The sequence below is a fragment of the Gluconacetobacter tumulicola genome (assembly GCF_014174215.1).
GTDB lineage: Bacteria > Pseudomonadota > Alphaproteobacteria > Acetobacterales > Acetobacteraceae > Gluconacetobacter > Gluconacetobacter tumulicola.
Genome location: NZ_JABEQL010000029.1, coordinates 14,596 through 33,106, shown reverse-complemented (window position 1 = coordinate 33,106; position 18,511 = coordinate 14,596). Strand labels below are relative to the sequence as shown.

General features: G+C 64.4%; 16 protein-coding genes. 4 read left to right on the top strand and 12 right to left on the bottom strand.

Annotation, left to right across the window (positions count from 1 at the left end):
- Positions 1-10: 10 nt before the first annotated feature.
- The 9 genes from HLH29_RS16210 to HLH29_RS16170 form a co-directional block, all read right to left on the bottom strand.
- Entirely contained in the window at positions 11-1,258 is a 1,248-nt protein-coding gene (locus HLH29_RS16210; protein ID WP_182968422.1) for an MSMEG_0569 family flavin-dependent oxidoreductase, read from the bottom strand.
- 22 nt (positions 1,259-1,280) lie between these two features.
- Positions 1,281-1,565: an MSMEG_0570 family nitrogen starvation response protein gene (locus HLH29_RS16205; RefSeq protein WP_182968421.1), complete on the bottom strand. Its 285-nt coding sequence runs from the start codon at positions 1,563-1,565 to the stop codon at positions 1,281-1,283.
- On the bottom strand, positions 1,558-2,727 hold the full coding sequence (locus HLH29_RS16200; RefSeq protein ID WP_182968420.1) for an MSMEG_0565 family glycosyltransferase: 1,170 nt from the start codon (positions 2,725-2,727) through the stop codon (positions 1,558-1,560). The genes HLH29_RS16205 and HLH29_RS16200 overlap by 8 nt, the downstream gene beginning before the upstream one ends.
- Entirely contained in the window at positions 2,724-3,692 is a 969-nt protein-coding gene (locus HLH29_RS16195) for a sll0787 family AIR synthase-like protein (RefSeq protein WP_182968419.1), read from the bottom strand. Before HLH29_RS16195 ends, HLH29_RS16200 begins: the two co-directional genes overlap by 4 nt.
- Positions 3,693-3,694: 2 nt before the next feature.
- Entirely contained in the window at positions 3,695-4,246 is a 552-nt protein-coding gene (locus tag HLH29_RS16190; protein ID WP_408871985.1) for an MSMEG_0567/Sll0786 family nitrogen starvation N-acetyltransferase, read from the bottom strand.
- Between the two features lie 8 nt (positions 4,247-4,254).
- Positions 4,255-5,364, bottom strand: a complete 1,110-nt coding sequence (locus tag HLH29_RS16185; RefSeq protein WP_182968417.1) for an MSMEG_0568 family radical SAM protein — start codon at positions 5,362-5,364, stop codon at positions 4,255-4,257.
- Positions 5,361-6,329, bottom strand: coding sequence for a Nit6803 family nitrilase (locus tag HLH29_RS16180; protein ID WP_182968416.1), 969 nt, complete (start codon positions 6,327-6,329; stop codon positions 5,361-5,363). Before HLH29_RS16180 ends, HLH29_RS16185 begins: the two co-directional genes overlap by 4 nt.
- Positions 6,330-6,357: 28 nt before the next feature.
- Positions 6,358-6,840: an MSMEG_0572/Sll0783 family nitrogen starvation response protein gene (locus HLH29_RS16175; protein WP_182968415.1), complete on the bottom strand. Its 483-nt coding sequence runs from the start codon at positions 6,838-6,840 to the stop codon at positions 6,358-6,360.
- 288 nt (positions 6,841-7,128) lie between these two features.
- On the bottom strand, positions 7,129-8,532 hold the full coding sequence (locus tag HLH29_RS16170; protein WP_182968414.1) for an aminotransferase-like domain-containing protein: 1,404 nt from the start codon (positions 8,530-8,532) through the stop codon (positions 7,129-7,131).
- Positions 8,533-8,709: 177 nt separating this feature from the next.
- On the opposite strand from HLH29_RS16170, the gene mtnK reads away from it, so the two are divergent.
- The 3 genes from mtnK (at position 8,710) to HLH29_RS16155 (ending at position 12,323) form a co-directional block, all read left to right on the top strand.
- Positions 8,710-9,960, top strand: a complete 1,251-nt coding sequence (mtnK, locus tag HLH29_RS16165) for an S-methyl-5-thioribose kinase (RefSeq protein ID WP_182968413.1) — start codon at positions 8,710-8,712, stop codon at positions 9,958-9,960.
- 42 nt (positions 9,961-10,002) lie between these two features.
- Positions 10,003-10,611: a CPBP family glutamic-type intramembrane protease gene (locus HLH29_RS16160; RefSeq protein WP_182968412.1), complete on the top strand. Its 609-nt coding sequence runs from the start codon at positions 10,003-10,005 to the stop codon at positions 10,609-10,611.
- An 89-nt stretch (positions 10,612-10,700) separates the two neighbouring features.
- The gene (locus tag HLH29_RS16155; RefSeq protein ID WP_182968411.1) at positions 10,701-12,323 is read left to right on the top strand and encodes an ABC-F family ATP-binding cassette domain-containing protein; all 1,623 of its coding nucleotides are present in this window, start codon (positions 10,701-10,703) and stop codon (positions 12,321-12,323) included.
- A 39-nt stretch (positions 12,324-12,362) separates the two neighbouring features.
- On the opposite strand, the gene HLH29_RS16150 is transcribed toward HLH29_RS16155, so the two are convergent.
- Positions 12,363-14,747, bottom strand: coding sequence for a TonB-dependent siderophore receptor (locus HLH29_RS16150; RefSeq protein ID WP_182968410.1), 2,385 nt, complete (start codon positions 14,745-14,747; stop codon positions 12,363-12,365).
- Between the two features lie 311 nt (positions 14,748-15,058).
- Between HLH29_RS16150 and HLH29_RS16145 the strand changes: the two genes are divergently transcribed.
- Positions 15,059-15,934, top strand: coding sequence for a peptidylprolyl isomerase (locus HLH29_RS16145; RefSeq protein WP_182968409.1), 876 nt, complete (start codon positions 15,059-15,061; stop codon positions 15,932-15,934).
- Positions 15,935-16,037: 103 nt separating this feature from the next.
- Here HLH29_RS16145 and HLH29_RS16140 read toward each other — a convergent pair whose 3' ends face one another.
- Both HLH29_RS16140 and HLH29_RS16135 read right to left on the bottom strand, forming a co-directional pair.
- Positions 16,038-17,252, bottom strand: a complete 1,215-nt coding sequence (locus HLH29_RS16140; protein WP_182968408.1) for a pyridoxal phosphate-dependent aminotransferase — start codon at positions 17,250-17,252, stop codon at positions 16,038-16,040.
- A 10-nt stretch (positions 17,253-17,262) separates the two neighbouring features.
- On the bottom strand, positions 17,263-18,465 hold the full coding sequence (locus tag HLH29_RS16135) for a pyridoxal phosphate-dependent aminotransferase (RefSeq protein ID WP_182968407.1): 1,203 nt from the start codon (positions 18,463-18,465) through the stop codon (positions 17,263-17,265).
- Between the last annotated feature and the right edge of the window lie 46 nt (positions 18,466-18,511).

Below are 18,511 nucleotides of genomic sequence, written 5' to 3'. Positions count from 1 at the left end.
GCGTCTCCGCTCAGGCGATGGGGATCTCTTTGCCGGTGATCTGTCCGGCAAGCCACGCGGCATCGCGCGAAATGCCGGAAAACCGGCCGGACCCCCAGGTGTGCAGCCACGGCAGGCCCAGGAAGTAGAAGCCCGGCGCACCGGTCACGCCCCGATCCCACACCGGCTTCGTGGCCCCATTGAAGACCGGCACGTCGATCCAGCGATAATCCGGCCGGAACCCGATGCACCACAGGATGGCGGTAATCCCGGCGGCCTTCAGGTCGAGTGGCGCATTCTCCGCAGCAGGCTCCCAGACCGGCACATACGGGGCCTCGGTCGGCGCCTCGATCCCCGCCCGCACGATATGCGCGTCGATGGATGCCTTGATGTCGGCATTTGTCTTGTCGGCATCGTCCAGATTTTCCGTCAGGTCGGGCAGAAAGAACGCGACCTCGTCACGAATGGTCTCCAGCGTGCCGTGCAGGCCCACCCCGTCCTTCGCGAACTGCCGCAGATCCAGATCATGCCCGCCATTGCGGCCGGTGACGTAATGGTTGGTCTTGTCGCGCGCCCCATCCCGCAACGGATGCCTGTCCACCGTCAGGTCGTAGAACTTCATATCCGCCAGCCAGTCCACAACATCCCGCCCGCGATAGAAGCGCGAGACGCGCGGCGCGCTGCCGACGCACAGATGCACCTTGCGGCCTTCCAGATGCAGGTCCTCGACGATCTGCGCGCCGGACTGCCCGCTGCCCACCACCAGCACCGCCCCCTCGGGCAATTGCGCGGCATTCCGGTAATCCTGCGAATGAATCTGGACAATCGCGGGATCGATCGCACCGGCATAGCCGGGGATCACGGCATCATGATAGGCGCCGGAGGCAATGACGACGTGCCGAGCATGCCAGATTTCATCATTGGCCACCACACGATACCCGCCCTCTTCATGACGGGTAACGGAGGTCACGCGCGTATGCTCGCGCAACGGCGGCGCAAAAGAGTCCTGGAAAGACCGCACATAATCGACGATCTCGCCCTTCACCATGAAGCCATGCGGATCATCCCCCGCATAGGGGTGGCCCGGCAGCCGGCACTGCCAGTTCGGCGTGACGAGGCAGAAATTATCCCACCGTTCGTCTTCCCAGGAATGGCAGGCCGTTCCCGCCTCCAGCACCACATGCGCCACCCCCTCGCGGCAGAGATACCAGCTCAGGGAAAGTCCGGCCTGTCCCCCACCGACAATGACGACGGGAATGGTTTTTTCATTCTGTGACATAAGGATATTCCGCAAAGGGATTTCAGTGGAACGACAGGACACGCACCCGCGCGCCCCCTGCATCGGCAAAGCGCCCGCATATCTCGCGAACCACCTGCAGCTGGCCGAGCGCGCGACTGCACGCAAACCCGTACCGGGCCTGCACCCGCGCACTGGCCTCCGTCAGGGCCGCCTCTGCCCGGGCGAGGAAATCCGCGACCGGATAATCCGTCCCGACCACAAGGTGATCGCGCACGACCAGCGACGGCGAATAACAGTCGCTCTCCGTCTCGTCCGGCCATCGGACACGAAAGATCATTTCAGGCATGGATTGAACGCTCCTGAAGCACACCGGGCCCGGGCAACGCCGCCAGGCGCCGGTATGCGGGAATGTGCCGCGCGGCGACGCCGTGCCAGCAGAAGCGGCACGCAACCGCAGGGCCGATGGCCCGGAAACGGTCGCGCCCGCCGGGGCTCAGCGCGTCGTGCAGGGCACGGACAAGGGTGTCGGGCCGATGCGGTACACACCACAGGGCCTCCTCACCACGCAGATGCTCGGTAAAGGGTGCTGCGTCGGGCACGATGATCGGCGTGCCGCAGGCCAGCGCCTCGACCGGGCAGAGGCCGAACCCTTCGCTGTGCGAGGGATAGGCCAGCACGGACGCCTGCCGGTAGAAGGCCGCCATGTCGGCATCCGCCACTGGCCCCGTCACCGTCACGGCCTCCGCCTGCCCGCTGGCCGCCAGACGATCCGCAAAAGCCGCGCGATAATCGGAATGATCCAGCAGCGACGCACCGCCGGCGATGACAAGATGCACATCCGGGCGCACCGCGCGCAGGCGCAGAAAGGCCTCCAGCAGGGCAAGCGTATTCTTCCGCCGCTCGATCCCGCCGACCGACAGAATCAGGTGCCGCTCCGGCGGCAGCCCATGGCGCGCCCGCAACGAGCCATCCTGCTCCCCCTCATCGGGCGAAAACCGCAGCGGATCGACCCCATTGCCGACAACCGGCGCCACACGCCCCCATTCCGCAAGCAGGGTGCTTTCCCACAGCGCGCTGACGGTCAACAGCTCCGCCGCCGCCCGCAGCCCCCGCGCCTGACGCATCGCCAGGCCGGGATCGGAAAAATGGTCGAGATGATGAACGGTGCGCGCAAAACCGGGAATGCACCCTTCCGCCACCAGATCCGCCAGCGCATTGGCACTGATCGGGTCCTGGGCATGGAACACATCGTACCGCGCCCCCCGCAGCGCTTCACGCATGGCGCCATAATGCAGCTCAACCCGCGCGGAGAGATCGCGCACCTCCGGCACCGCAATGCAGCGCACGTCACAACGCGGCGCGCGGAAGAAACCCGCCCCGCCAGCATCGGGCGCAATCAGCGTCGCCTCGTGCCCGGCGGCGCACAGCGCCTCGGCCAGCGCCATGCCATGCACCACGCCCCCGCGCGGATTGGTCGAATGGGTGAGGATGGCGATGGAGAGCGTCATGGCGCGCACCCGATCAGCGGCCCCTGCCCCAGATCCCAGAACGTCTCGCGCGCCCCATCCCACAGCGCATCCAGCCTCCCCGATCCGTCACAGGAGCCGATGATGGCTGCAGCAATGCCCCGCGCCCGGAACCGGGCAAGAACGGCCTCCGCATCCGCCGGGCGCGCGGTCAGAAGATAGCCATAGCTGGGAAAGGCCCCGAGCCAGCGTTCCAGAGGCGCCCCCGCCGGCCGGGGAATGGCCTCCAGATCGATCGTGATCCCGATCCGCGAACATTCCGCCAGCATCAGGGCAGTGCCGAGAATCCCCGCCATGCTGATATCCTTGGCCGCCCGACTGAGCCCCGCCTCCACGATCTCCGGCAGCAATTCCAGGTCGGCCCGCAGCCGCGCGGCATCCGCGCTCGTCCCCAGTCCGGAACTCGCATCCCAGAATGGGTGCGGATCATGCCAGCGTCCCCGCAGGTCGATGGCGGCCACCAGCACCTCGCCGGGCCGTGCGTCAAAGCTGGTCAGCAGCCGCCGGGCCCGCCCGAGAATGGCAACCGAGAGCGAACAATGCGCGCTGCCGAGATTGGTATGCCCGCCCACAACCGGGATGCCATAGGCCCGCGCACCGTCGCGCAGCCCATGCAGGATCGGCGCGGCACTCTCGGCGGTCTCACCCCACAGCGTATCGACGACCGCGATCGGGCGCCCGCCCATGGCCGCGATGTCGCTGGCATTGACCATGACGCCGCAATAGCCGGCGAACCACGGCATGGCGCGCACGAACCCGTCCTGAAATCCTTCGCTGGCGAAGAGAAGATAGCCATCCCCATCCGGAATGGCCGCGCAATCGTCACCCAGCGCAATGGCATCCCCGGCCCGATAGCCCAGGGCGGCGACCGTGCCGGCGATATCGCGTTTCGCGACCAGCGCGCGACTGCTTCGCAGGCCGTGCAGCATCCTGGCAAGGGCGCCCATCCTCACGCACTCCGTCGCAGGACGGGCTGAGGACGCAGCAACCATGTCTGCGCCCGCCCATGCGCCGGATAACGCGACAGATCGGCCTCCATCTCATGATGCGGCAGGCCATGCAGGGTGACGGTGCCCAGGCTTGTCCAGTGCAGGCGCCGAAAGAACAGCACATTCTGCTCCTGCACCTGCGCCAGAAAACGCCGCGCCCCCAACCCATGCGCGGTGCAGACCGCCATGCGGATCAGCTCCGCCCCGATCCGTCCCAGCTTTCGATGCTCCGCATGGACCGCCAGCCGCGAACCGCGCCAGATACCGGGCTCGGCCTCATGAATGCGCACGGCGCCGACAATCCGGTCCGGCATCCCGGCCACGCAGCATGAGGCGATGATAGGCATGGCATGCGCATCGATCGTATCGCGGTCGTCATCCGCAAAAACCCCCTGCTCCCGGCAGAAGATTTCCCGCCGCAGGGCATAATGGCCGGCCCGCTCCCATTTCGATCGCGCCAGACGCACGATATATTCCGTCGGGATAAAGGGGCGATCATCCACATCATCCATGGCGGCTCTCATTGCTCATACGCCGAGAGCGACGAACAGGCGCCGCACCGGCCGCACCCCGCTCGGATATCGCTCGATTTCATGTTCGCCTCGCGCAGCATGCGGCCCAGAGGGGCCAGGACCGATTTCATGAAATCGGACGATGGCGGCGCATGCTCTTCCAGCGGCGTGCCCGAAATCGGCACGAACGGTACCACGAACGGATAAACCCCCAGCGCAATCAGCCGCTGGGCCAGAGCCAGGATTTCTTCAGCCGTATCCCCCAGCCCGGCCAGCAGATAGGTATTCACCTGCCCGCGCCCGAAGACGGGCACCGCACTGGCAAAGGCATCCAGATAGCGCTCGACGCTGACGGTCGCCTTGCCGGGCATGATCCGTTCCCGCACCGCCTGGGTCGCGGCCTCCAGATGCATGCCCAGACTGTCCGCCCCGGCATCGCGCAGCCGCCCGAACCACGCATGGTCACGCGGAGGCTCGCACTGCACCTGAATCGGCAGATCGACCGCCGCCCTGATCGCACGGACGGACTCCGCCAGCACGGCGGCCCCCCGATCCACGATATTGGGCGTACCGGTCGTCAGCACCATGTCGCGCACATGGTCCAGCTCCACCGCCGCCTTCGCCACTTCGGCAAGCTGCGCCGGGCTCTTGTAGGCAATGGTGCGCCCGGCCTCCAGCGACTGGCCGATGGCACAGAACTGGCACGCTGTCCGCCTGTCGGCATAGCGGATACAGGTCTGGTGCACGGTGGTCGCCAGCGTATCGCGCCCATGCAGCAGCGCGATCTTCCAGTAGGGAATACCCTCCGCCGTCTCCAGCCCATAAAAACGCGGCGGTGCCGGAAAACGGATCGGCCCCAGAGCCTGCCCATCGCGCACCAGCATGCTGGTGCCGTCGGCAGACGGCACACTCGCCTGAAAAGGCGAGCGCCGCGCGTCGGCCGTATAGACCGGAACCATCACGGTCTGCCCGGCGATGGTAATCGCCTTGTGGTCCGACGGCCCCGCCCCACCCTTGCGGGCAATGCCCCCGCCCTGCTCGCCGATCTGCAACCCGAAGGATTGCAGGTCGGTGATCAATTGCCGCCCGGCAACGGTGCCGATTGTGGGAACACTCATGGCAGAATCTCCATCCCACCCAATTCCGCACCCGGGCCATACGCATGCACGGTCCGGGCCGGGCGCCGATCGACCAGAAGGCTGAGCAGTTCGGGCCGCGCATAATGACCCACCGAGTCCATCATCCGCTTGCGCTTGGTGATCAGCGCGAAATCCAGATCGGCGATCACCATCCCCTCACCCTCGGTCAGCGGCGCGCCGAGCAGCTTGCCTTCCGGCGAGACGATGGCCGTGAAACAGCCACCCCGCAGCGGGCCTTCCAGCGCCGGATCGCCCGCAACCTGGCTGATCTGCTCATCGGTCAGCCAGCCGGTGGCATTGACGACGAAACAGCCCGATTCCAGCGCATGATGCCGGATCGTGACCTCCATCTGGTCGGCAAAGATCTGCCCGACCAGCGATCCCGGAAACTGCGCGCAGTGGATTTCCTCGTGCTGCGTCATCAGCGCATAACGCGCCAGCGGATTGTAATGCTCCCAGCAGGCCAGCGCCCCGATGCGCCCCACCGCACTATCCACCACCTTCAGCCCCGCGCCATCGCCCTGCCCCCAGACCATGCGCTCGTGATAGGTCGGGGTGATCTTGCGGCGCCGGAGCAGGATCTCTCCCGTGGCGTCGAAGACGATCTGCGTATTGTAAAGCGTGCCGTGATCGCGCTCGTTCACGCCCAGCACGACCACCATCCCGGTCTCGCGCGCGGCCTCGGCCACCATGCCGGTCACCGGACCGGGAATGACGACCGCGCGTTCGTAAAGCGCCAGATGCTCGCCGCCGAAGCGAAAGGCCGGCTGGATGAACGAGAAATACGGATAATAAGGCACGAAGGTTTCAGGAAAGACCGCCAGCTTCACGCCCCGTTCCGCGGCGTCGCGAATGCTCTGGCAGACTTTCCGCGCGGTCCCCGACCCGTCATCGCCCAGAACGGGCGAAATCTGGATGGCCGCCGCACGAACGATGCGTGACATGAAGGCTGTCCTTCCCGCAATCGGATGCTCAGAGCGTCCAGGTATCCAGAATGAAGGCGTTATCCCGCCGGTGCAGCAGCACCAGATCCAGCACGTCCTGCGGATTGATGGGCGTGATCCCCGGAATCAGCGACGGCTCGCCATGGCCATACAGCGCCTGGAGCGCGAACCGGCAGGCATAGACCTTGCCGCCTTCCTCGATGATTTTCGAAATCTGCTTGTTGCAGTTCATATGGCCGGGAAAGGCTTCATCCCCCAGACGCGGAAAGCCACGCTGGATGCCAAGCGTCACACCGGGCCCATAAAGCAGCACGGAGGTCTCGAACCCCTTCCGGATCAGCCGCGTCGCCTGCAACAGATTGACGAACCCGATCGATCCCTCGAACGCAACGGTATGGAAGGTCACCAGCGCCTTCTCGCCCGGATTGGCTTTGACGTCCTCGAAAACCTTGTTTTCGTAATCGACGAAGATATCGCCATCCTTATGGGGGGCGTGTTCGACTTTCGGCATGATGGATCTCCCGTATGGATCACTATCCGGCGGCACAAGGCAGGCCGCCCTGACGGGAGAAGTCGTGGCACGGGATCAGGCGGGAGGTAAAATTTTGTATGTATCTCGCCTTCAATACAATGAAGACAATCATCCCGACGTACCCCACAGGGCCGATTTCAATTCCATACAATATGATATCAGGCAGGGTACAATAGACTCCCTCCCTCACAACCCATTGTTATGCCTTACTTCATAAATCACGAACTCGTGAACGCCCTGCACCTTTATCTGATACCGATCGGCCTCTCACACGATATCCGCAAATCCCGGCGACCGCTTATGCTGCAACACTGACACGACCCCGCGCAGGGAATCCTCAAGGCTCGCAGCATCCGGCGCACTCCCCAGCGCAACCCGCGCCCGCTGCGGCGGCTCGCCGCTGATCGTGAACACCGTGCTGGGCACCAGCGCCAACCCCCGGCGGCGGGCATAGGCGACGAAATCCGTGCTCCCCCACCAGTCCGGCAATTTCAGCCAGACATGCGGCCCATCGGGATTCATGCAGTGCCCCTCCCCCAGAATCCTGCGGGCAATGGACTGCCGCAGGCGCAACTCGTTCCGGATCGCATGCAGGATCTGCTCCGCCTCCCCCGTCTGCATCCAGCGCGCGGTCAGGGCACTGAGCAGCCCCGCATTGGTCAGCGCAATCGCCCGGATCGCGGCAGTGACCCGACGCGTCATGTCCGTGCCCGGCAACGCCACATAGGCCGTACGCAGGCCGGGGCTGAGCGTCTTGGCCAGGGTCGCGACATAGAAAACGCGCCCATGATCCAGCGCCGCCAGCGCCGGCGGCGGATTGTCCATCAGCAGGCTGTATGGATCATCTTCCACCACATGCAGATGATGAAGCTGCGCAACAGCCAGGATGTCCCGGCGCCGTTGCAGCGACATGGTCGCCGTGGTCGGATTGTGAATGGTGGGAATGCAATAAAGCAGGCGCGGATGATGCTGCGCGCAGACCCGGTCGAGCTGCTCGGGCATCATCCCCTCGGCATCGCTGTCCACCCCCACCAGGATCAGCCCGAACTGCGCGGCGATGGTGCGGATGCCCGGATAGGCGATCCGATCCGTCACGATCACATCGCCGGGCTGCGTCAGCGTGGTGACAATGGCCGCCAGCGCGCTCTGCGCCCCCGGTGCCACCAGCACCTCATCCACCCGGCGCGGCCCGACTACCGGCGCGATCCATTTCGCCCCCAACTGGCGTTCCTCCATCGTGCCGCCGGTCACGCGGTAAGACATCAGGCTGTTCAGATCCTGCTGCTTCAGCAGCGCCGCGATATCGGCCTGGATCATCTTCTGCAGCGGCGGGTCCTGCGGCACCGGCGGCAGGTTCATGGTCAGGTCGATCACAGCCGGCCCGGTATGCCGCCAGTGGCTCTCCCCGGCACCGACGCGGATAAACGTCCCCCGCCCCACCGTGGCGTCGATCAGCCCCCGCCGCCGCGCCTCGGTAAAGGCGCGGGTCACCGTGGTCAGATTGGTGCCCAGATACTCCGCGATGGTCCGCTGGGGCGGCAGCCGGTCCCCCTCCCGCAGATCGCCCTTGCGGATGGACAGCGCCAGCGCATCGACCAGCGTGAGATAGATCGCCCCCGCATTGCGATCGACCTGCTCTTTCCAGTGCGCGAGATAGGACGGGTCAGACATCGGGCGAGCGACTTTCGTATGGAACCTGTTGGCACATATGCCTCCATACAATACCGACAATCCCTCCGCGACATTGTATGCATCATGCCACCGCAAGAACCATCGCCGTCCCCCCAAGCCGTTTCCGGCCCGGCATGCTATCCTCCCGCACCGACGACCGGTTACGAGACACAGAGCATGACCCGACCCGCCTCTCCCGCCGCCTACCGCACACTGGACCCGGCCGGCATCCGCGCCTTTCTCGCCGCCCAACCCGCCCTTGCGGCGCGCCTGGGCGGCCAGCCGGACGCGTGGCGGGTGCGCGAGGTCAGCGACGGCAACCTCAACAATGTGTTCCTGGTCGACGGTCCGGCCGGCGGCGTCTGCTTCAAGCAATCCCTGCCCCATGTCCGGGTGGACCCAAACTGGAAAATGCCGCTGGACCGCACGGCGTTCGAGGCCGCGTATCTGCGCGCCGTCCGCCCCCATGTCGGCGACCTCACGACCGAATTGCTGCATTTCGACCCCGACCTGTTCGTGCTGGTGGTCGAAAGCCTGGACGGCCACGTGGTGCTGCGACATGGCCTGATGCAGGGCGGCGACTGGCCCGACGCGGCCGCCGCCATCGGCCGCTTCGTGGCCCGCGCCACCTTCCCGACCTCGCCGCTGGCCCTGAAATTCGAGGATGCGTCGACCCTGCTGGCCCCCTTCGCCCGCAACCACACGCTCACCCGCATCACCGTCGATCTCGTCCTGACCGATCCCTACCACGCCCACCCGCGCAATCACTGGCTCAGCCCCGAACTCGATGCCACCGTAGCCGAATTCCGCGCCGATCCGGCGGTGCGCCGACGGGTGGGACAGATGCAGACCCGTTTCCTCACCTGCCAGCAGGCCCTGCTGCACGGCGACCTGCACACCGGCTCGGTTATGGTCTCGGGCAGCGACACCCGCGTCATCGATGGCGAATTCGCCCTCCCCGGCCCGATCGGCTTCGATTGCGGCCTGTTCATCGGCAACCTGCTGATGCACCTGTTCGCAACCCTCACGCCCGAGGGCCGAGCCCGGGCGCTCCGCGACATCGACCAATTCTGGACCCATTTCCGGCAGGATTTCATCGCCCTCTGGACCAACGCCGTCACACACGGCCAATCCGGCGACGCCTACGCCGCCCCCCTGTTCCGCGACGATCCCGCATCCCTGCGCCAGGTGCAGACCCAGTTCCTCGACGACATCGAAACCGACACGATCGCCTTCGCCGCACTCGAGATCATCCGCCGAACCACCGGCTACGCCCACGTCGCGGACTTCGACCTCATCGCGGACCGCACCGCCCGCGCGGCAAGACAGGAAGCCGCCCTGCGCTTGGCCCGCGACATGCTGGCACATCCCGAACGCACACCCACCATCGCAGCACTGGGCGCATGCGCCGCCGATCGCGCCCGCTAAAATGAAGGCACGCCCCGAAATGCGCTTCCCGACAGGTCCTGAATGACAACCGGCTTCTCCGCAACGGTCCGCCGCGCCACGCAGATCCTCACGGCACCGAAATCCGACCGGCCTCTCTTCGGGCAGACATCGACATTGGCGCACAGGCAGCCAAACGCGCGAATAGGCTATTCCCTTGCAATCAGGATGGCTCTTATCGATTTCGTCTTGAGTTCATTATGCTACGTCCTGTCAGGACAGCCGGTTACCGATCCCCACCCAAATCGACAGATAGATCTCACCGAGTTATTAATCGTATTGTTCGTGGATGTACTTTTTGTTGCCCCCCTACTTGAAACATCCATATTCCATTTTCTCTATAAACTCATATTCCCCCAACTCGGAAAACTGACGAACAGAACAAGGCTGATATTCTACATCATTCTGTCGGATCTCATTTTTTTCGTTCTGCATCTCCCCAAGAGGAGCCACGGTATTTTCATCTATCACTCTTTCTACCAGGCCCTTGTCATCGGACTGGTATCCGGCAGTATTTTCAGCCTCACCTATTACAGATCAGTCAATGAATACCATTTCCGCCCCTACCTCACGACGGCCCTCTGCCACGCTCTCGTCAACGGACTGCTGGTCATCGGGCTTACTCTTGTCTAGGCCCTGCCGTGCCACCCACGGTTTACGGCACGCAAGGGCTGCGCAATAAGGGCGCTCCCGCTCCGCCCCCCTTCGGCATCTGAGGCCCCATGATCCGTCTCGACAATATCAGCAAGCATAACGGCCATCGCGTCATCTTCATCGAGTCCTCGGCCGCGCTGCAGAAGGGCGAAAAGATCGGGCTGGTCGGCCCCAATGGTGCGGGCAAGACGACGCTGTTCCGCCTGATCACCGGCCAGGAAGAACCCGATGAAGGACATGTCCTGACCGATCGCGGGGTCACGGTCGGCTTCTTCAACCAGGATGTGGGCGAGATGGCCGGCCGCAGCGCGGTCGCCGAGGTGATGAACGGGGCCGGCCCGGTGGCCGAGATCGGGGCGGAACTGGCCGAGCTGGAAACGGCGATGGCCGACCCGGAGCGGTTCGACGAGCTGGACACCATCCTCGAACGGTTCGGCGAGGTCCAGGCCCGCTTCGAGGAACTGGGCGGCTACGCGCTGGACGGGCGCGCGCGCGAGGTCCTGCACGGGCTGGGCTTCAGCCAGGAAATGATGGACGGCGATGTCGGCCGCCTGTCGGGCGGATGGAAGATGCGCGTGGCGCTGGCCCGCATCCTGCTGATGAAGCCGGACGTGATGCTGCTCGACGAACCGAGCAACCATCTCGACCTGGAAAGCCTGATCTGGCTGGAGCAGTTCCTGGCCGGCTATGACGGCGCCCTGCTGATGACCTCGCACGATCGCGCCTTCATGAACCGCATCATCAACAAGGTGATCGAGATCGACGGCGGCGTCCTGACCAGCTTCTCGGGCGATTACGAATTCTACGAGCAGCAGCGGGCCATGAACGAGAAGCAGCAGCAGGCGCAGTTCGACCGCCAGCAGGCGATGCTGGCCAAGGAAGTCGCCTTCATCGAACGCTTCAAGGCCCGCGCCTCCCACGCCGCCCAGGTACAGAGCCGGGTCAAGAAACTGGACAAGATCGACCGCGTCGAGCCGCCGAAGCGCCGCCAGACGCTCGCCTTCACCTTCCCGCAAGCCCCCCGGTCAGGCGACGCGGTCGTCAATCTGCGCGGCGTGGACAAGACATACGGCAGCCGGGTGATCTATCAGGATCTCGACCTGCTGATCCGTCGGCAGGAGCGTTGCTGCGTGCTCGGCGTCAACGGCGCAGGCAAATCGACACTCTTGAAGCTGGTCACAGGCACCACCGAACCCGATGCCGGCACGGTCACCCTCGGCGGCAGCGTCAAGATGGGCTATTTCGCCCAGCACGCCATGGACCTGCTGGACGGCGACCGCACGATCTTCGAAACCCTGAACGACGCCTTTCCCCTCGCCGCCCAGGGCTCGCTCCGGGCGCTGGCCGGCGGCTTCGGCTTCTCGGGCGACGATGTCGACAAACTCTGCCGCGTGCTCTCCGGCGGCGAAAAGGCCCGCCTGGTCCTGGCCCTGATGCTCTACGATCCCCCGAACTTCCTGGTGCTCGACGAACCGACCAACCATCTCGACATCGCCACCAAGGAAATGCTGATCACCGCCCTGGCCGATTATGACGGCACCATGCTCTTCGTCTCGCACGACCGTCATTTCCTGGCCGCCCTGTCCAACCTCGTCCTGGAACTGACACCGGAAGGCATCCATCGCTACGACGGCGGCTATACCGAATATGTCGCCCGCACCGGCCGCGAAGCGCCAGGCCTGCATGCCTGACGCTTTACCCACAGGCGAATGACAGCCACAAACCGGCTATCAGAACTCCGCCGACAAGGTGAAGTGGTAGACGCGCGGCAGGCCCGCATACAGGGTTGATGCCGCGCCCGATGTGCCACTCGGCGCACCCGTATAAACCGATGCCCAATACCGTTCGTTGGTCACATTGCTGACGCCGAAACGCGCGACCCACGGAAACCGGGCGACATGGAAGGCATAGCGCGTGCCCAGTTCCAGCGTCGTGTACGATCCGGTATGCAGCGTGTTGGTCACGTTGGCCGCGCGGTTGCCCATATAATGGATACCGGCATTGAAGGCCCAGCCCGACGCGAAGGCGCCCAATGAAGCCGGCAGGCGGTAATCCAGCAACAGACTGGCCTGCAACGGCGCCGCGCCCACAATCTCCTTGTCGTTATAGGCGGCGGTCCTGCTGTCGACCAGTTCCGCATCCAGCCAGGTCATACCGGCAAGAATCGAGAGGTTCGGCAGCACTTCACCCGAAACCTGGGCTTCCACACCATAATTGCGCTGCGTTCCGCCATATGTGTAGGTCTGGCACGTCGTGCCGCCCGCGCACGTGCCATTTGCCGCACTGACATACATCGCATAAGGCGACGTCATGCGGAAACCAGCGATGTTAAGCTGCATTTCCTGATAACGCAGTTTATAGCCGACTTCATACTCTTCCGAATGTGCAATCGGCAATGCGATGTTCGTATTGGTATAATACTGACTGTTCGGCGTCACCGGCCCCGCTTCAACCGACCGTCCATAGGTGAAATAGAAGGTCTGGTTATCGGTCGGTTTATACATCAGGCTGGTGGTCGGGCTGAAAGCCGCGTCGGCCGAAAAGGTCTTTTTCAGCGCACTGGTTGCATTCAGCGCCCCCGCCTGATCGATCCAGCTCCAGGCCAGCGTACCCATGATCGACCAATGTCTGTTGATCGTCAGCGTATCGCCCACGATAAAGGACTGGCTGGTAATGGTGCTGGATTTGTAACGCCCCTGATAATAAGGCTGCGTGCCGTTCGTGGGCGCGGCACCATACATATTGTATGTTCCCAGGCTCTGCGCAGGCGTTACCGCACTTGTCGGGTTATAATTTCCCATCATGTAGCCGTTGGTGCCAATGACCAGATCATGCCGGATCGGCCCGGTATAAACACGGCCATTGAAATACGCCATGTTGCTGCCGACGCGGAAATCATTTGCCGTCGTTGTTGCGGTGGCCTTCGCAGAATAGAACCCATCCGTTCCATCAGTCGCGGTCAGCGTATCGCTGATACCAAAGGACTGCCGCATGGCGTCCTGATAGAGTCCGCCCAGGGTAAAGCTCCAATCCTCGTTGATCTGGTGCCTGACCTTGGCGAGGAACGTATTGGTCTCCATGTTATAGCCGCTCCAGTCAGGAGCCAGCCGCTTGCCCAGATCCGGTGCCTCGGGCAACTGCCCGCCAATGCCGGTGGGGTTGGCGGCGGTGCCGGCAGGAATCCCGAAGCCCGGTGCCAGGCCGCGCGCGGCGTAGGTATAATGGCTGGCGTCAATTTCGATAACCGTCCTGTCGTCCAGGTGGATATCGAAATCGGCGCTGACCATTTCGCGCCGTATCCAGCTTCCCGGTGCGTAGGCCGTGCCATCGGCATGCAGCATGTTCAGGCGGTAGCCAAACCAGCCATTCCTGCCGACACGACCGGAGATATCGCCATTGACGATGGGGGTGCCGATGGAATCCACACCGACCGAAAGCCGTTCGGTCCGCCGGTCGGTCGGGCGCTTGAGCGTATATTCAAAGACGCCGGCCGGATTTTCCGGCCCATACATCGCCCCGGCCAGACCGTTGAGGACCTGCAGGTTATCGACCCATTCGGCCGGATAAGGGGTGGTGGACACCACATTCAACCCGTCAAGGCGGGAGTTGGCGACCACGTCGGCCTCGAACCCGCGCGACTGCGGGCGGGACGTATTGGGGTCGCCCCGGATTTCCAGCTGCACCGAGGGCAGATACTGCGCCATGTCATTGATGTTGCGGATCTGCTGGTTGACCACAACATCGTGCGGAACGCCCATGATGGAATAAGGCGTATCCAGCGTGTCCCGATTGCCCAGCGGCCCGAGATAGACGCTCTTGTTCATATATTTGGCGGCCGTGCCGTCCGCCGCATGATGGCCATGAACGGTCACGGTTTCGCCGTTGGAACCATCCAGTATCCCGGCAATCGGGGCCGTGGTGGCCGATGTTCCGGCAGGCGGCGTTCTAGTGGCCCGTGTTCCGGCAACCGGCGTCCGGGCGGGCGGCGTTTTTACGGCCTGGCTGCCAGTCCTGCCCTGCGGTGTGGAGGCAGGCGGTGCGGCCAGCGCCGAAGTGGCCAGCAGAGAGGCGCCAAACGTGCCGGCGATGAACAGGGCATGAAAACGATGGGGCATGGATCTGGCGCATCCGGACTATGAACAAAGAACGTGAGATGTGTTTTTTCTGCCCGCCCTGAGACGGGGTTGTCTATATATCCCCGTACATAGATCTGTATATGGGTGGATATAATCACAGACTGTTGCCGGAATAATACAGTTCCGGCGAAGCCCCGATAATTGGCGGAAAACACGATGCCGGAAGAATGCCCATGGCGTTCATCCACCCAGGCGACCTTTCAGCGGGTCAGGGATGAAAGGACAGACATGGCCATCCCCCTGGTTTCCACGCTTGCCGTAATCCTTTCACCGCAGGCATGATCGCTCTCATGCGCCGTTTCCTGCCGATCCTCACCCTGCTCCTGCCCAATGCGGCGGCGGCGGCACCAAGCCCCAGCCCCTCCGAGATCGTGGCCCACGCGCCCAACACCGCCTGGGCCGACGTGCCGCCGGACCGGCTCCTGGTCATGACGCTGGCCGACGGCGCGCAGGTCGCGATCGAGCTCGTCCCCCAGTTCGCACCAATCCACACCGGCAATATCGTGCATCTGGCGCGCGCGCATTGGTGGGATGGCGGCGCGATCATCCGCGTGCAGGACAATTACGTCGTGCAATGGGCCCCGCGCGACGAAAAGGCCAAGCCACCCGCAGGCTTTGTCGCCCATCCACCAGCGGAATATGATCGCGCGCGTCAGGATATTGCCATTCGTCCACTCGGCTTTCCCGATCCCTACGCACCATCGGCCGGGTTCTCGTCAGGCTGGCCCGTCGCCGTGGATGGCGACCGGGTCTGGCTCCCCCACTGTTACGGCATGGTCGGCGTCGGGCGCGACATGCCCCCCGATACCGGCGACGGGCAGGAGCTGTACGCCGTCAACAGCGAGGCCCCCCGCCAGCTCGACCGCAATCTCGCCATCGTGGGGCGGGTTCTCACCGGCATGGAGCATCTCGGCGCATTGCCACGCGGCACGGCCGCCCTGGGCTTTTACGCCAGCAAGGCCCAGAACGTCGCGATTCACAGCATCTCGCTCGCCGCCGACCTGCCCAGCGCCAAGCAGCCGCATCTTCAGGTCATGCGCACCGACAGCCCCACATTCACGGATTACCTGAACGCCCGCGCCAACCGCACGGACCCGTTCTTCGTCCGCCCCGCCCATGGCGTCGCGCTGTGCAATGTGCCGGTGCCGGTGCGGCTGAAACCGTAAAGTCGCGTTGTTCTTTTTTGAAAAAAAGAACCAAAAAACTTTTTTTTGTTCAGGGAACCTTGTTCTGGGGACATCGGTTTTTCCTGAACGAATAAATCTTTCGCTATCGCAGGCCGGCTACGAAATCGGCGATCCGCGCGCAGGCTTCGCGCAGCACATCGTCGCTGGTAGCACAGGAGAGGCGCAGGTAAGGCCCCAGCCCGAAGGCGCTGCCATGCACGCAGGCCACATGCTGCTCGTCCAGCAGGGCGCGGGCAAAATCCTCATCCGTCCGCACCGCCTGCCCGCCCCTGCTGGTCCGCCCCAGGCAGCCGGCAATGCCCGGATAGGCATAGAACGCCCCCTCCGGCATGGCACAGGTCACGCCGGGAATGGCGCGCAGGGCCTCCACCACCATCGTGCGGCGCCGCGCATAGGTATCGCGCATCTCCGCGATCAGCGACGCCGGCCCATCCAGCGCGGCGGCGGCCGCGGCCTGCGCGACCGAACAGATGCCCGAGGTCGCATTGCCCTGAATCCGCGTCATCATGCGGATCAGCCGCTCCGGCCCACCCGCATAGCCCACGCGCCAGCCGGTCATGGCATAGGATTTCGACACCCCGTTCACCGTCAGGATGCGCGATGCCAGATCCGGCGCCACGGCAGCCAGCGAATGATGACGCGCCCCGTCGAAGACCAGATGCTCATAGATCTCATCGGACAGAATCCACGCCTGAGGATAGCGGCGCAGCACCTCGGCCACGGCTTCCAGATCCGCCAGCCCCATCACCGCCCCGGTCGGATTGCTGGGGAAGTTCAGCACCACCCAGCGCGTGCGCGGCGACATCGCAGCCTCAAGCGCCGGCGCGGTCAGGCGGAACCCGTCTTCCTCCCGACATTCCGCCGCCACCGGCACGCCGCCGAACAGCCGCGCCGCCAGCGGATAACTGACCCAGTAGGGTGCGGGGATCACCACCTCGTCGCCGGCATCGATGGTCGCCATGAAGGCGTTGAAGATCACCTGCTTGCCGCCGTTGGAAACCATGATCTCCGACAGCGCGTATTCCAGCCCGTTCTCGCGTGCGAATTTGTGCGCGATCGCGGTTTTCAGCGCCGGGGTGCCATCGACGGGCGGATATTTCGTCTGCCCGTCCAGCGCGGCCCGATGCGTGGCCTCGATCACCGCGCGCGGGGTGGCGAAATCCGGCTCGCCCAGCGCCAGCGACAGTACCTGATGCCCTTCGGCCCGCAGCGCCCGCGCCCGCACCGCCATGGCGATGGTGGCGGGCGATTCCAGCCGCCCGGTGCGGGCGGCGAAGCCGGGCTCTTCCGATGCCATTTACCGGTCCTCAGCGCAGGCCGGCGCAGAAGCGCTGGATGCGGGCACAGGCCTCGCGCAGGCTTTCCGTGTCCGTGGCATAGGAAATGCGGAAATGGCCGGCGAACATGAACGCCGCGCCATGCACCGCCGCCACGCCCTCTTCCTCCAGCAGCGCGGTGACGAAATCCTCGTCGTTGCCGATGGTGCGCCCGCCGGCACTCACCTTGCCCAGACAGGCTTCGATCGACGGGAAGACATAAAACGCCCCCTCCGGCCGATGGCAGCTCAGCCCCTTGGCCTGGTTGAGCATCCCCACCACCAGGTCGCGCCGGTCCTGATAGGCAGCCACCATCTCGCCGATGAACTCCTGCGGCCCCGACAGGGCCTCCAGCGCCGCCGCCTGGCTGATCGAGCAGGTGCCCGAGGTCGACTGGCTCTGCAGCTTGTTCATCGCCTTGGTCAGCACGCCCGGCGCGCCCGAAAAGCCGATGCGCCAGCCGGTCATGGCATAGGCCTTCGACACGCCGTTCATCGTCACCGTCCGCTCGCGCAGCTTCGGTTCCACCTGCACGATGGTCGCGGGCACGAAACCCTCATAGACCAGCTTGTCATAGATATCGTCGGTGAAGATCCACACATCCGGATGCCGCAGCAGCACGTCGCAGATCGGCCGCAGATCCTCGGCGGAATAGGCCGCGCCCGTCGGGTTGCAGGGCGAGTTGAGGAAGAACCACTTGGTCCGGGGCGTGATCGCGGCCTCCAGATCCTCGGCCCGCAGCTTGAAGCCGGTCTCCGCCGGGCACGGCACGATCACCGGCACGCCGTCGGCGAGCGCCACGATGTCGGGGTACGACACCCAGCACGGCGCGGGGATGATCGCCTCGTCCCCCGGATTCAGGGTCGCGACCATGGCGTTGTAGATCACCTGCTTGCCGCCGGTCGAGACGATGATCTCGTCGGCCGTGTAGTCCAGCCCGGAATCGATGCGAAACCGCTCGGCCACGGCCTGGCGCAGCGCCAGCGTGCCGGCCACGTCGGTATATTTGGTCTGACCCTCCGCGATCGCGCGGATCGCCGCGTCCTTGATGTTCTGCGGGGTGTCGAAATCGGGCTCGCCGGCCGACAGGCTGATAATATCCTGTCCAGCCGCCTTCAAGGCACGCGCCTTGGTCGAAATGGCGATGGTCTGGCTGGGGCTGACCTTGTTCAGACGGGCGGCGATAAGATCCATGACACCAAGTCCACAGTAACGGGGGAACACACCGGCACCGCGGGCG